The organism is Flavobacterium nitrogenifigens (assembly GCF_003254565.1).
Taxonomy (GTDB): domain Bacteria; phylum Bacteroidota; class Bacteroidia; order Flavobacteriales; family Flavobacteriaceae; genus Flavobacterium; species Flavobacterium nitrogenifigens.
In genome coordinates this window covers 184,064-198,199 of record NZ_QJRI01000175.1, presented here as the reverse complement: position 1 = coordinate 198,199, position 14,136 = coordinate 184,064, and the positions used below count along the sequence as shown (strand labels likewise).

Annotated in this window: 14 protein-coding genes; 9 read left to right on the top strand and 5 right to left on the bottom strand. The window is 32.3% G+C overall.

Translation table 11 applies throughout. The features are described from left to right. Positions 1-14 precede the first annotated feature (14 nt). The 5 genes from DM397_RS12960 to DM397_RS12940 all read right to left on the bottom strand — a co-directional run bounded on the left by DM397_RS12960 (position 15) and on the right by DM397_RS12940 (position 4,495). Positions 15-1,157, bottom strand: coding sequence for a DegT/DnrJ/EryC1/StrS family aminotransferase (locus DM397_RS12960; RefSeq protein WP_111377937.1), 1,143 nt, complete (start codon positions 1,155-1,157; stop codon positions 15-17). Then, positions 1,154-2,101, bottom strand: coding sequence for a FemAB family protein (locus DM397_RS12955; RefSeq protein ID WP_111377936.1), 948 nt, complete (start codon positions 2,099-2,101; stop codon positions 1,154-1,156). Before DM397_RS12955 ends, DM397_RS12960 begins: the two co-directional genes overlap by 4 nt. A gap of 2 nt (positions 2,102-2,103) precedes the next feature. Beyond that, positions 2,104-2,706 (bottom strand): trimeric intracellular cation channel family protein, encoded by a 603-nt coding sequence (locus DM397_RS12950; RefSeq protein WP_111377935.1) that lies wholly within the window; start codon positions 2,704-2,706, stop codon positions 2,104-2,106. Between the two features lie 85 nt (positions 2,707-2,791). Further along, complete coding sequence (locus tag DM397_RS12945; RefSeq protein ID WP_111377934.1) at positions 2,792-3,643, bottom strand: hypothetical protein; 852 nt, start codon at positions 3,641-3,643, stop codon at positions 2,792-2,794. A gap of 108 nt (positions 3,644-3,751) precedes the next feature. Continuing rightward, positions 3,752-4,495 (bottom strand): RDD family protein, encoded by a 744-nt coding sequence (locus DM397_RS12940; RefSeq protein WP_111377933.1) that lies wholly within the window; start codon positions 4,493-4,495, stop codon positions 3,752-3,754. 20 nt (positions 4,496-4,515) lie between these two features. Here DM397_RS12940 and DM397_RS12935 point away from each other — a divergent pair, with 20 nt between their 5' ends. The 9 genes from DM397_RS12935 (at position 4,516) to DM397_RS12895 (ending at position 14,066) form a co-directional block, all read left to right on the top strand. Next, entirely contained in the window at positions 4,516-5,493 is a 978-nt protein-coding gene (locus tag DM397_RS12935) for a stage II sporulation protein M (protein ID WP_111377932.1), read from the top strand. After that, complete coding sequence (locus tag DM397_RS12930; protein ID WP_111377931.1) at positions 5,493-6,449, top strand: hypothetical protein; 957 nt, start codon at positions 5,493-5,495, stop codon at positions 6,447-6,449. Before DM397_RS12935 ends, DM397_RS12930 begins: the two co-directional genes overlap by 1 nt. Beyond that, on the top strand, positions 6,442-7,215 hold the full coding sequence (locus DM397_RS12925; protein WP_111377930.1) for a DUF4129 domain-containing protein: 774 nt from the start codon (positions 6,442-6,444) through the stop codon (positions 7,213-7,215). Before DM397_RS12930 ends, DM397_RS12925 begins: the two co-directional genes overlap by 8 nt. Further along, positions 7,208-8,410 (top strand): DUF4350 domain-containing protein, encoded by a 1,203-nt coding sequence (locus tag DM397_RS12920; RefSeq protein ID WP_111377929.1) that lies wholly within the window; start codon positions 7,208-7,210, stop codon positions 8,408-8,410. Before DM397_RS12925 ends, DM397_RS12920 begins: the two co-directional genes overlap by 8 nt. Positions 8,411-8,513: 103 nt before the next feature. Beyond that, on the top strand, positions 8,514-9,527 hold the full coding sequence (locus tag DM397_RS12915; protein WP_111377928.1) for an AAA family ATPase: 1,014 nt from the start codon (positions 8,514-8,516) through the stop codon (positions 9,525-9,527). 111 nt (positions 9,528-9,638) lie between these two features. Then, entirely contained in the window at positions 9,639-10,304 is a 666-nt protein-coding gene (locus tag DM397_RS12910; protein WP_239457849.1) for a hypothetical protein, read from the top strand. 22 nt (positions 10,305-10,326) lie between these two features. Further along, positions 10,327-11,658 (top strand): DUF58 domain-containing protein, encoded by a 1,332-nt coding sequence (locus tag DM397_RS12905; protein ID WP_111377927.1) that lies wholly within the window; start codon positions 10,327-10,329, stop codon positions 11,656-11,658. A 64-nt stretch (positions 11,659-11,722) separates the two neighbouring features. Beyond that, positions 11,723-12,868 carry a transglutaminase-like domain-containing protein gene (locus DM397_RS12900; RefSeq protein WP_111377926.1) on the top strand — a complete coding sequence of 382 codons (1,146 nt, stop codon included), beginning with the start codon at positions 11,723-11,725 and terminating at the stop codon, positions 12,866-12,868. Between the two features lie 112 nt (positions 12,869-12,980). Beyond that, positions 12,981-14,066 carry an alkaline phosphatase family protein gene (locus DM397_RS12895; protein ID WP_111377925.1) on the top strand — a complete coding sequence of 362 codons (1,086 nt, stop codon included), beginning with the start codon at positions 12,981-12,983 and terminating at the stop codon, positions 14,064-14,066. Positions 14,067-14,136: the final 70 nt, after the last annotated feature.

Here is a 14,136-nt window from a genome sequence, read left to right as displayed (position 1 = left end):
TATAAAAATTCAAATTAGTATTGATTTAAAATTTCAATAATGTAATCCACTTCAGATCCTGTCAAAACTGGACTCATTGGCAGACTTAAAACCTCATTATGAATCTTTTCGGTTATCGGAAACGACAAATTATTCCATTGCGAAAAAGCTTTTTGCTGATGCGGAGGAATTGGGTAATGAATTACCGTTTGGATGTTGTTTTGAGCTAAATACTCTTGTAGCTTTTCTCTATTTTCTGCTCGAACTACAAACAAATGAAAAACGTGATTATTGGAGAAATCCCAAAATGGCAATACAATTTTACTGTTTTTAATTTCAGACAAATAACGTTTTGCAACCGCTCTTCGCTTTTCATTATCAGAATCGAGATTTGGCAATTTTAGATTCAAAAATCCAGCCTGCAATTCGTCAAGTCTTGAATTTACGCCAATATATTCGTTGTGATATTTTTTTTCAGAACCATAATTACGAAGCGAGAAAAGGACTTTTGCCAATTGTTCGTCATTTGTTGTAATCGCTCCTCCATCGCCAAGACAGCCTAAATTTTTTCCTGGGTAAAAACTAAATGCAGAAGCACTTTGCGACTCTTCAACTCCGCTCAGAGTGACACCGTAATTCTGGAATTTGGAATTTTTATTTTGGGATTTATTTATTTTTGCTCCGTGAGATTGCGCCGCATCTTCAATTATTAAAAGATTGTTATTATTCGCAATTTCACTTATTTTATCCATTTCGGCTAATTGTCCATACAAATGAACCGCTAAAATGGCTTTTGTTTTTGATGTGATTTTTTCGGGAATTAATTCTGGATTTATATTATAGGTTTCTAATCTTGGCTCAACTAAAACCGGAACTAAATCGGCTTGTAAAATGGCTAAAATACTAGCAATATAGGTGTTTGCAGGAACAATAACCTCATCGCCTTTTTTGAGTTTTCCGAGTTCGATATAGCCTTTAAAAATAAGGACCAATGCATCAAAACCATTTCCGACTCCAATACAATATTTTGATTGACAATATTCGGCAAAAGCTTTTTCAAATGTTTCCAATTCTTTTCCTAAAATATACCAACCGTTTTCTAAAACCAATTTCAGTTTTTCCTGAAAAGCGGTTTCATACGGTTTGTTAATTTTTTTTAGGTCTAAAAACGGTATCACTTTATTTCTATTTTATAAAAATCCTGATTATAAACAGTACAGCCTAATTCTTCTTTCTGCGCTAAAAGCCCTTGGTTATAGCCTAATTCATTTTCTTCACCCACAATTCCCATATCAAAAAAATGCTTCCCTTTTCGTTTGTATTTATGAATCAGATTAATGAATAAAAAATCTAGTGCTCTAAATTCTTCTCCTGTTTTTGAAGTGGCACCGTATTGTGATTTTACAACATTTTTGGTTTCAAAAATCGTTATTCCAGCTATAATTTCATCATTTCTATAAGCAGAATATTGTCTGATATTTTTCGGAAATTTAGATCTCAAAAACGTAATTTCTTCTTTGGAGTGGACTGGTTTTACATTAAACTTTTCTGCTAATCTCGGCTCTAGAATTTTTTCCCAAAAAGGATCAAAATTTTCCTCTTCAAAAATATCCAAATCTAAATTTTCAATTCTTCTAAAATGCTTCATTTTACTTTTAGAAATTTTTAGAGGAACCGTCAGATTAACCGCTGGATTCATTTCTTTTCGTTCTAAAACTGCTCCTCTTTTCAATAAAAAAAAGTCAATTTCTTTGTTTCCTTCAGAAAAATAAAAATCTGGAATAGGTTTATAATAAAAAGCATCTACTTGATTTTCTTTCAAAAAAAGCAAAACCTTATCCATAATGGATTCAACTTTTGATGCTTTTATTTTTGACAAATAAATCAATCCGCCATAAGTAAGTCCTTGATGCGAATAAACCGTATTTTCTTTTTTATTGGCAGGAAGAATGGCGCGCAATTTTTCATCTTCAAAAACTAAAAGCGAAAAATCTTCAAAACGATCTTTGTGGTATTCCATAAAATCGCGATGAAATAAAAATGTAGCATTTTTAGAATGGGCCACAAAATCATTCCAGATTGAATAATCATCTTGAGAGTACTTTCTTATAGTATATTCCATATCTATTTATGATCAAATGCTTTTAAATGCCATTTATATTTAACCGCCATTAATCTAACCACAATAATCACAAGAGAAGTAACTAAATATAAAATATCGTCGTTTAAATTTAGCTTTCTTAATCCAAAAAAAACAATTCCTCCCAAAATACAAATCGTTGCATAGATTTCTTCTCGAAATACATTTGGAATTTCGTTGCATAAAATATCGCGAATTACACCTCCAAAACAAGCTGTCATTGTTCCCAATGCTATACAAATTGCAGGATGCAGACCCGTTATAAGTCCGCGTTCAAGACCTATTAAAGTAAAAACTCCAAGCCCAATTGTATCAAATAGAAACAACGAGGTTCGAAGTTTATCGAATCTTTTTCTGAAAAGGATTGCTAGAAAAAATCCTAAAATGATCACATACACATATTGCATGTCGCGCATCCAGCCAACAGGAGTTCTTCCGATCAAGACATCGCGAAGTGTTCCGCCTCCAACGGCAGTTACAAATGCAATGATAAAAACCCCAAACGGATCTAGTTTTTTGTGCATTGCGGTCAAGGCGCCTGACATTGCAAACGCCATTGTCCCAATAATATCAAGTAAGTGAAACATTTTTTTTGAGTTACAAAGATGCAAAGGGTCAAAGTTACAAAGTTGTGACGAATAATCTTAACAACTCTCGCTCATAAAACATTCCTTATTTTTTCACGTAAATCGGACTTCTTTTTAATAAATAAGAAATAGAATCCATCCAACCGTCTTTTACAGCCAACAAAGGTTTACGAGTTTGTGAGTAAATCTTATCAGTGTTTTTATACATATCAAAATAAACCGTATAGTAGTAATACGTCTGATTGTTTGCTGTTGTTGTAGAAATGTCGTTTGTAGTTACTTTTTTGTTATTATTGCTCACTTTCGCATTTCCGCTGTTGTAAGTCGTCGCTGTAGAACCTGTTCCAATTGTGTATGAAACCTTTGCGGCCACAATATTATCAACTCCCAGTATTTTTTCAAGATCTTCTATTGGCGTTTCGTCAATGTTATTGTGGTCAATTCCTGCTTTATGCAATAAACTATTTGTGGTTCTTAAATCCTGAACTGTCAGCGGAAAAATGTTAGAAGATTTATCTAACAATTTGTTGTACAAATCATTTTGAGCAAATTTTGCCATATCTTCAGAACCTTGCTGATTATCGGCATTTACATAAGGAACTGGCAATACCGCTATTGTATTGTGCTTCATATCTGCACTTGCTACATTTTGAGAGTCATTCTGAACTGGAGCGCTTGTGCTCGAAGAAACATCAAAGGTTTGAGATCTTCCGCTTGCAAAATCAATTCTAGCAATCTGCGAAACGTCTAGCGAGATTTGAACCGTCTCACCAGGAAGTGAATATTCTACTGTTTTATCAGACATTTTTAGAACCGTACATTCAATTATCTGGTAATCTCTTTTTATAATTTTATCTAATTTTTTTCCGCTTTGGGCAAAACTCACAAAAGCAGACAACAATACTAATAAGTACAAAAATGGCTTAGTAATTTTCATTGGATTGGAAATTTTATGAATTAATTATGTATATATAAATTTACAAAGAAATTTAAAAAAATAATCAGCAAAAATTAGAAAAATCAAACAATTCTTCAAAGAAAAAAATTACATATTTTGCGTATAGAAATTATAATCTTTTAAAATTACGCGGATAAAATCGCCATTGTTTCCAGATTGATTTTTAATTCCTGTTACGCTTTCAATTTTTGCAACCAGTTTGTAAATAACCTCATGGTCGTTTTTAGCGGCTGCTTTTTGATAGGTTTCTTTAATAATACGCATATCATTGTCTGAAAGCTTAATCACCAGAGGATATGTAGGCACATAAGCTTCACCAATGTCTTCCAAAATAGTATGGCTAATGTTGATTTTATTCTTTAAAGTAATCACTGCAGTGCCTGCTGCCATGTCGCCTAATCGCTGCGATTTCTGGCTTGTAATAACAGCAATAAGTCCCGGAAGTCCGACAAAACTAAAAAAATCAATTACTCTAAAAAACCAGCGAATTAAATAGTCTCCAAAACCCGCTTGATAGCCGTCAATTTTTACCACTTTAATTTTCAGTAATTTTTTGCCAAGTGACTGCCCTTCAAAGACACTTTCTAAAACCAGCGAATACACTATAACTGGCGAATACAATAATAAAAAAATCGCACCGCGTGACCAGCCATCCAAATTGACCATCAATCTATCGAGCTGCAGCCAGTCAAAAAGTATTATCGAAAGCGCTGTTATATAGCAGATTATAATAAACAGATCTATAAAAAAAGCACCTAGCCTTTCGCCTACAGAAGCAGCGATAAAATTTATTTTGACATTTTGTGTCGTATTAATAGATAATTCTGACATATTTCATATTTTAGCCTACAATGAGAGAAATCGCCTTTATAAAACAAAACAGAGAAAAATGGCTCGAGTTTGAGCTGGCAATTTTTGGTAAAGCTAAAAAAAATCCTGATGAATTAGCTAATTTGTACATTCAAATGATGAATGATTTGTCGTATGCTCAAACGTATTACCCTAAAAGTAAAACGGTTGTGTATCTCAATCATCTTGCCTCTCAGATTTATCAAAAAATTTACAAAACCAAACGTACCGATCAGAATCGACTTGTAGATTTCTTTAAGATCGAAGTTCCTTTGTTGGTTTACGAATACAGAAGGTATTTGGTTTATGCATTTGCCTTATTTTTTGTTACCGTTTCTATCGGAGTTCTTTCTGCTCGTTATGACCGTGATTTTGTACGCCTCATTTTAGGAGATGATTATGTAAATATGACTTTAGAAAACATCAAAAAAGGCAATCCGATGGCCGTGTATGGTTCGGGCAGCAATTGGGGAAGTTTTATAGGCATCACGGTCAATAATCTTTTTGTAGGCGCCAGATGTTATTTCTACGGAATCTTTGCAGGAATCGGAACTTTTAATGTTTTTCTTCAAAACTGTATTATGCTGGGTTCTTTTCAATATTTTTTCTATGAGCAAGGCGTTTTCTGGAAAAGCGTGCGAGGCATCTGGATTCACGGTTCTATGGAGATTTTTGCCATTGTTATTGAAACTACAGCGGGTTTTATTTTAGGAGCTTCTATCCTATTTCCTAAAACTTTTTCAAGATTAAATTCTTTTAAAATTGGTTTCAAAAACAGTTTTAAAATATTCTTAAGCACTTTTCCGTTTACCATAAGCGCAGGATTTTTAGAAGGTTTTATCACACGATATTCTATCGATATGCCCAATTGGCTAAGTAGTTTCATTATCTTATTTACGCTTGCAATAATTTCGTTTTACTACTTGATTTACCCTTTTATTGTACACAAAAAAATAACTTCAAAACCAACTCATTTATAATGTTCGAGCTTTACAGAAAAAGACAATTAGGTGATAATCTAGGCGATACTTTTACTTTTTTCAAAAATTACGGAAAAAACTTTTTCAAGATTTTTTTTATTACAAATGGAGCATTTTTACTTCTTTTTGCAATAGTAATTTATACACTCCTTAAAGTTAATTTTGAACATATTCAAAATTCTGGTCTTGAAAACAATCAATTAAAAAATGATCTCCTTGAATATTTCAATCATAATGAAGGATTAGTAGTGGCACTTATGTTTATCTGCATTCTTTTATTCTTTATTATTTCATTGTTTAATTATGCCTATCCAGTTTTATATTTAAAAATGATCGGCGCTGGCAAAGAAGATTTTGAAGTGAATGATGTCTCGGCAAGCTTTTTTAAAGTTCTTTTTAAATTAATAAAGTTTAGCATAGGATATTTATTTTTAGTTTTTCCGATTTTATTAATTGCACTGATCATCTTGTTTTTTCTGTGCTTCATTATTATCGGGATTCCGTTGCTTATGATTGCACTGCCGGCATTGTTTACCTTTTTAAACCTTCATTTTTACAGTTATCTGACGGAAGAAAAACGTTTTTTTGAATCTCTAAGACATGCCTACTATTTATTAAAAGTAGATTTTTGGAATACAATTGGAACAACCTTTATTATTATGATGATAATGCAGTTTGTTCAGTTTGCCATAACAATGTGTTTATACTTTGTGGGTATGTTTATCGCTTTGGCCTATTTAATTGGAAATTCTGCTTCAGACCACACAAACTCTATAGAACCCTCACCTTTGTTGATCGGTTTTATAACGATTGTCGTAATTGTGCTAATTATTCTTGGCAACATTTTCAACAACATCATTATAGTGAACCAGGGAATGATTTATTATAGTTTAGAGTCAGGAGACAAACAAGAATCTAAATCAATTGATTTAATCGGAGATACTACAAATGAATAAGTTTGTTATTATTTTATATTTTCTTTTCTGTCTGAGCCCATTATGCGCCCAAGATACTCTTGTTGAAGAAGATCCTCCAAAAATTGCTAGTATTAAGTACACGGAAAAAGATATCAAGGTAGATTCTGGAGCTGTAGAAGCCAGACATTTTGAAAAAGATTTCAAGAAAAAATATACCGATAAGGACTTTGTTTACGAATACAAAGAACCCGAAAAAAACTGGTGGGATCATTTTAAGCATTGGCTCGCTAGACAAATTGCCAACTTATTTAATTTTAGCAGCGTAAAAACGTCTCTTGATTTTGTTTCTTTTTTATTTAGAATAATAGCTATTCTAGTGGTTATTACCTTGATTTATTTTATCGTCAAGGCGTTAATCAAACGAGAAGGAAGATGGATTTTTGGAAAGAATGCCGACAAAAGAGCTTTGTTTTATTCCGATGCCGAGAAAAATATCCACCTTTTAGATTTTGAAAAACTTATTAAAGAAAGTGTAGAAGCTGGCGAAAAAAGAATTGCCGTGCGATATTATTATTTATGGCTCTTGAAAGTAATGGCACAGCATCATTATATTGAATGGGATATCGAAAAAACCAATTCCGATTATTTGTATGAATTGCATAATCCTGCTCACAAAGAAGAGTTTACTTATCTTTCTTATCTATACAATTATATTTGGTATGGTGAATTTGAAATTGACGATTCAACATTCAGAAAGACTGAAAATAGATTTAAAAAAGCATTAAAAACCTTTGGTAATGGATAATAAAGTTAAAATATACATTGCTATTCTGGTTTTAATTTTCGGAATAACATTACTAGTAGACAAAGGACAACCAAAACCTATTGATTGGACTCCAACGTATTCTGTTGAAGATAAAATCCCTTTCGGATTATACGTTTTTGACCAAGAAGCTGATGGCATTTTTAAGCAGAAAATAGAAAGAATTTCTACGCAGACTCCTTATGAATATCTGGACTCTCAATATGACTCTAGAGAAAATGTAGAAAAATATAAAATTAAAGGCTCTTTCATGAACATTTCTGAAGTCGATAATATTGACGAAGGATCAATGAGAGAAATTCTATACTTTGTTTCTCATGGAAACAATGCTTTTTTAAGTATGAAAGTATTTCCAAAAGCGCTGTTAGATTCTTTAAAAATCGAACTGAAAACCGATTTTATGCCCAACGACAGCATTTCGGTTTGGATGGCAAACAAAAAAGTAAGCGCAAAAAAATATACTTTTAATACCGGATTAAGCGATTATTTTTCTAAAATAGATACTTTAAACACAAAAGTTCTGGGATATCAAATGAACCGTAAGAACGAAAAACAAGTCAATTTTATTGAAGTTCCATACAAAAATGGCCATCTCTATCTGCACACGCAGCCAGTGGCTTTTACCAATTACAATCTGCTCAAAAAAGATTATTATCAGTATGCTGAAAACGTTCTTTCTTATATCCCGAAAGGAAATATTTTCTGGTACAACAAAACTTTTAACGATAAACGAATTTCAAGCTCTCCGATGCGTTATATTTGGAGTCAGCCCGCTTTAAAATCGGCTTGGTATTTAGGCTTACTTGGAATTCTTATTTTTATGATTTTTAATGCAAAACGCAAACAGCGAGTCGTGCCAATCATAAAACCATTGCAGAATCTAACTGTTGATTTTACCAAAACGATTGGAAATTTATATTATCAGGAAGGTGATCATACCAATATAATTGATAAAAAGATTATTTACTTTTTAGAAAAAATTAGAACCGATTATTTGCTTGACACCAGCAAACTCGATGACGATTTTATAACCAAATTACATTATAAAACAGGAAAAGATGAAAAAGATATTCGCGATGTAGTTCAGTTAATTAATGACCACCGAAACAGTTATCACGGAAGTCTTGAAGAAGATTTGATTAAAATAAACACAGCAATAGAAAAGATTTTACATTAATTTATTTAACAACAGATTAAAGGATTACCACAGATTATTTTTTCAATAAAATCATTTTAATCCTTTAATCTGTGGCAAAAAAATAAAAAATACATACCAATTTATGGACGATATCAATACAACATCTAGCGAAATCACAAATGAAAATGTGAATTTTGAAACGAGAATTAATTTAGGACCTCTTTTAGATCACGTAAACACGATCAAAAAAGAGATTGAAACGGTAATCGTAGGACAGCACAAAATGGTAGATCAGCTTTTGGTTGCTATTTTGTCAAACGGTCACGTACTTTTAGAAGGTGTTCCTGGAGTTGCCAAAACAATTACAGCAAAATTATTAGCTAAAACTTTAAATATCGGTTTCAGCAGAATTCAGTTTACGCCCGATTTAATGCCTTCTGATATTTTGGGAACTTCTATTTTTAATCTAAAAAACTCAGAATTCGAATTCAAAAAAGGGCCAATCTTTTCTAACCTGATTTTAATCGATGAGATTAACCGTGCTCCAGCAAAAACACAGGCTGCACTTTTTGAAGTAATGGAAGAACGCCAAATTACAATTGACGGTTCTGCTTATCAATTGGAAGCGCCATTTTTAGTAATTGCTACCCAAAACCCTGTTGAACAAGAAGGAACTTATCGCTTGCCAGAAGCGCAATTGGACCGTTTCCTTTTTAAAATCACAATCGATTATCCAAAATTGAATGAAGAGATTTTAATTATTCAGAGAGAACATTCATTACAGGATCATGGAAAACTAGATGCTATTAAAACTATTCTTTCTGCTGAAGAAATCAAAGAATATCAAGGTTTGGTAAAACAAATTAGGGTTGAACAAAACTTATTAGAATACATTGCTAGAATTGTGGTAAACACACGCGAAAATGCCTTTTTATATTTAGGTGCTTCGCCTCGTGCTTCAATCGCTATTTTGAATGCTTCGAAAGGTTTTGCCGCAATCCGCGGACGCGATTTCGTAACGCCAGAAGATATTAAAGAAGCTGCGATTCCAGTGTTACAGCACCGAGTTATTGTAGCGCCAGAACGCGAAATGGAAGGTCTTACAAGCTCGGAAATTATTAAACAAATTATCGAAACAGTCGAAATCCCGAGGTAGCTATTAATTGTGAATTGTTAATGATAAATTGTTAATGGTGGAAAACATAAAAGGCTTCAAATCCGCTCAACCTAACAAAGAAGAGTAAAGTTGAAACCTGAAACTTGAAACTTGACACAAGGCTTTAGCCGAATTGGCGAAGCAAACAATAAAAACTATAAAAAATTGAAACCGTCTAAACTTCTTATATTATTCTCATTATTATTGTTGATTGCTTTTCAGTCATCAAATGCTGCTTTTTTAAAAGACAAAAAAGATTCTTTTTATTTCAAAAATGACAAACAGGAAATTGAAACTTTAGTGAAGAAACTTTACGAATGGGTAGAAACTAAAAATAGCAACAATGATTTCAATCCTCTCGCAAACAAAAAAGGAGACAAATACATTGGCCTAGATTTAAACTCACATAAAAAAAGACTGGAAGAACTGAAGAAGACCAATTTCTTTTCGCAGCAGTTTTTAGACAATTACAATAAAATTGCTTTACGAATAGATTCTAATCTTAAAACAAAAAAGATTGAATGGTTTGAAGGAGAATTACCTCCTTTTGGAAGTGATTCTAATCCGTGGTGCAATTGCCAAGACAATCCAGAAAATTTTTGGAAAACAATGACGATTAATCACTTGAAGATTGAAAACGACAAAGCTTCTTTTGATTGGACTTGGTCGTGGAAAGGCGATTTTAAATACAAAGTGAAAACCATCAAAGAAAACGGAACTTGGAAAATAGCTTCTTTAGAAGGCTTTGATTTTAATGAGTTCACCAAAATTTATTAGAAAAACATAAAACCGAGAAAACTTGAAATTCATAAAAAGTCTATATCTGAACAATTTCTTTTTCTATGTGCTCATTGGCATTATAGGATTGTTTATCTGCGCTTTTATTTTTCCGAATATGTATCATGCAGTTTGGTTGCTGGTTTTAGGTTTAATTACTTTTTTAGGCCTTGATATTCTGCTTTTGTATTTAACAAGAACAGGTCTTGAAGCTGAAAGAATTACACCCGAAAAATTATCAAACGGAGATTTAAATCCGATAAAGATTAATTTAAAAAACCATTATACTTTTCCAGTTTCGGTTAAAATTATTGACGAGATTCCATTTCAATTTCAAGTTCGCGATTTCAAAATCGTAAAAACAATAAAAGCGGCAACACAAAAAGAAATTGGCTATGATCTTCGTCCAACAGAACGTGGAGAATATCATTTTGGTTCTTTAAACATCTATGTTTCTTCGCCATTAAGATTGATTTCTAGAAGATTTACTTTTGACAAAGATCAAATGGTTCCTACCTATCCGTCTTATATTCAGCTTAGAAAATACGATTTGATTGCTTTTTCGAATAATTTATTTCAATACGGAATTAAAAAAATACGCCGAATTGGCCATACAATGGAATTTGAGCAGATTAAAGAATATGTTCAGGGCGACGATTTACGAACTTTAAACTGGAAAGCAACTGCCAAAAGAAATTCGCTGATGGTCAATCAGTTTCAGGACGAAAAATCGCAATCTGTTTACATGGCAATTGATAAAGGGCGTGTTATGCAAATGCCTTTTGACGGACTAAGTTTATTAGATTATGCAATTAATTCCGCTTTGGTTTTATCCAATGTAATTCTGAAAAAACAAGATAAAGCAGGACTTTTTTCTTTTTCTAAAAAAGTAGAAAACAGAGTTTTTGCTGAAAGAAGAGGGTCGCAGATGCAGAAAATTCTTGAAACTTTATACAATGTAAAAACCGATTTCTTCGAAAGTGATTATAGCAGATTGTATGTTGACATTAAAAAAAATATCAATCAGAGAAGCTTAATAATTCTGTACACTAATTTTGAAACTATGGACGGTTTAAATCGTCAATTGCCTTATTTAAAAGGAATTGCCAAAAGCCATTTGCTGGTGGTGGTTTTCTTTAGCAATACAGAACTAAACGGTATTATCAATAAAAAAACAACTACAATTCAGGAAGTTTATGACAAAGTAATTGCCGAAAAATTCATGTTTGAAAAACGTTTAATTGTAAATGAATTGAAGAAATACGGAATTCATTCTGTTTTAACGCAGCCAGAAAATCTTACGCTTGACGCGATTAATAAATATTTGGAGATTAAGTCGAGAGGGATTTTATAACTTATTCATCTTCAAGTTTGTTGCATTTCGATCAAAATACTATTCTCAATCAAAAATCAAAATAATGAAATCAAAAATCACTCTTCTCCTATTTTTTATCTTTTTTGCGCAATTAGCTACAAGCCAGCAAAATATTCCAACCATAAAAGCAATATCAAAAAAACTTGATATTAGAGATGGTAAAACATACAAAAAACAATCTTGGAATATTTCTCCTCAACTAAATCCAGATGTATACGAAACATCATCATTAGGAAAAAAAGTCACTTTTATTACTGATAAAGATTCTATCTCAGTAAAAATTAAAAAAAATACACAATTTGATTTTGTGATTTTACTTAATGATTCTGTAAAAGCCTATACACAAATTAAGTATAAAGCGGCTACATCTCGCTTAGAAATACTAAAAAAAGCAGCTAAGTACAATTATTCAGACAATAGATTTATTCCTGAATTTACTTATCAGTCAATGGAGAATCCAAATTTAATGAAAATCAGAAAAGATTTAAAATTGGATTCAATTGCTGGAACTGGAAGTGAAACTTCTCAAATTCTCAATTTACTTCATTGGGTGCATAGAATAATTAGACATGATGGAAGCAGCTATAATCCAGCTCTAAAAAATGCAATCGATTTAATAAAAATATGCAAAACCGAAAATCGCGGTCTTAATTGTAGAATGATGGCAACAATTCTTAATGAATGTTATTTAGCTATGGGCATAAAATCTAGATATATTACTTGTATGCCAAAAGAAACTGATTTTGACGATTGTCACGTAATTAACATGGTTTACAGCAACGAATTTAAAAAATGGATCTGGATTGATCCTACTTTCGATGCTTATGTTATGAATGAGAAAGGAGAATTACTTGGAATTCAAGAAGTAAGAGAAAGATTGATTAACGGCAAAACATTAATTTTAAATCCCGAAGCAAATTGGAATAACAAAGCCACGCAGACTAAAGAATACTATCTGGAAACTTATATGGCTAAAAATTTATACCGACTAAAAACTCCTGTTTACAGTGAATATGACACTGAAACCGTGAAAGATGGAAAAGAAATCGCATATGTTGAACTTTTGCCATTAGACGGAATTGAACAAACTCCACAAAAAACAGAGTCCACGAATACTAAAACAAATGTAAAAACTATAAGCTACAAGACAAATAATCCGAATTTGTTTTGGGCTAAGCCAACGAAATAAATCTTTTACAAGCTTTTTTATCTATTATTAATTTATAGTTACATTCTGTCATCGAGTAAAAATCGTTTTATTAAATTACTTAGTTTTGAATCGTATTTCAAATTTATCTGCAATGAAAAAAACAATTCTAATTCTGTTCGTTTTATTAGGCATTCAATCTCAAGCGCAAAAAACAGAAAACATCATTATCATTACTACTGATGGCTTTAGATGGCAAGAAGTTTTTAAAGGAATTGATCCTGCAATTGCCAATGATAAAAAATTCAATCAGGGGGATAGTGCTTACATTTATAAAAAATATAGCAATGCTGACGTCAAAGAAGCTCGTAAAAAACTAATGCCATTTTTTTGGTCTGAAATTGCTTCAAAAGGTCAGATTTACGGGAACCGAGATTTAGGAAACAAAGTCGATGTTGCCAATCCGTATTGGTTTAGTTATCCTGGCTATAGCGAAATCATGACTGGAAATGTAGATGTAAAAGTCAACTCAAACGGTTACAAAGCCAATCCGAATGTAAATGTTTTGGAATTTTTAAATCAGCAGTCTAAATTCAAAGGAAAAGTTGCCGCTTTTGGCGCGTGGGATGCTTTCGATAGAATTTTAAATGAAGAAAGAAGCGGTTTCCCAGTAATTTCAGCATTTGATAAAGTAGGCGGAAATAAACCAACAGCAGCTCAGCACTTATTAAATGAGATGCGTGACAACTCATATAAACCATTTCACATGGATGAATGTCTAGATGTTTTTACGCATTATCAGGCAATGGATGAACTAAAAAATAAAAAGCCAAAAGTACTTTATATCGCTTATGGAGAAACTGACGAATGGGCACATCATGCGCAATATCGTTCGTATTTGGACGCTGCCAATCAAGTTGATAAATGGATTCAGGAAATATGGAATTTTGTTCAAAATGATCCACAATACAAAAACAAAACAACGCTTTTCATAACTGTCGATCACGGACGTGGAGACAAAGTAAAAGCGCAATGGACAGATCACGGTTCTGATGTTCCAGGAGCTTCAGAGATTTGGTTTGCCGCAATGGGACCGGAAATTACTCCAAAAGGTGAAATCAAGACAAATTCTCAATTTTATCAAAAACAATTTGCTCAAACATTAGCAAAAATAATGGGATATGATTTCAAAACCGATCATCCGGTAGAAACTGAGATTAAAGAAGTTTTTGAGAAATAGTTTTTTTTAGCCACGAATTCCACGAATTTTCACGAATTATAATTTAGTCAAAAGAAATTAGTGAAAATTC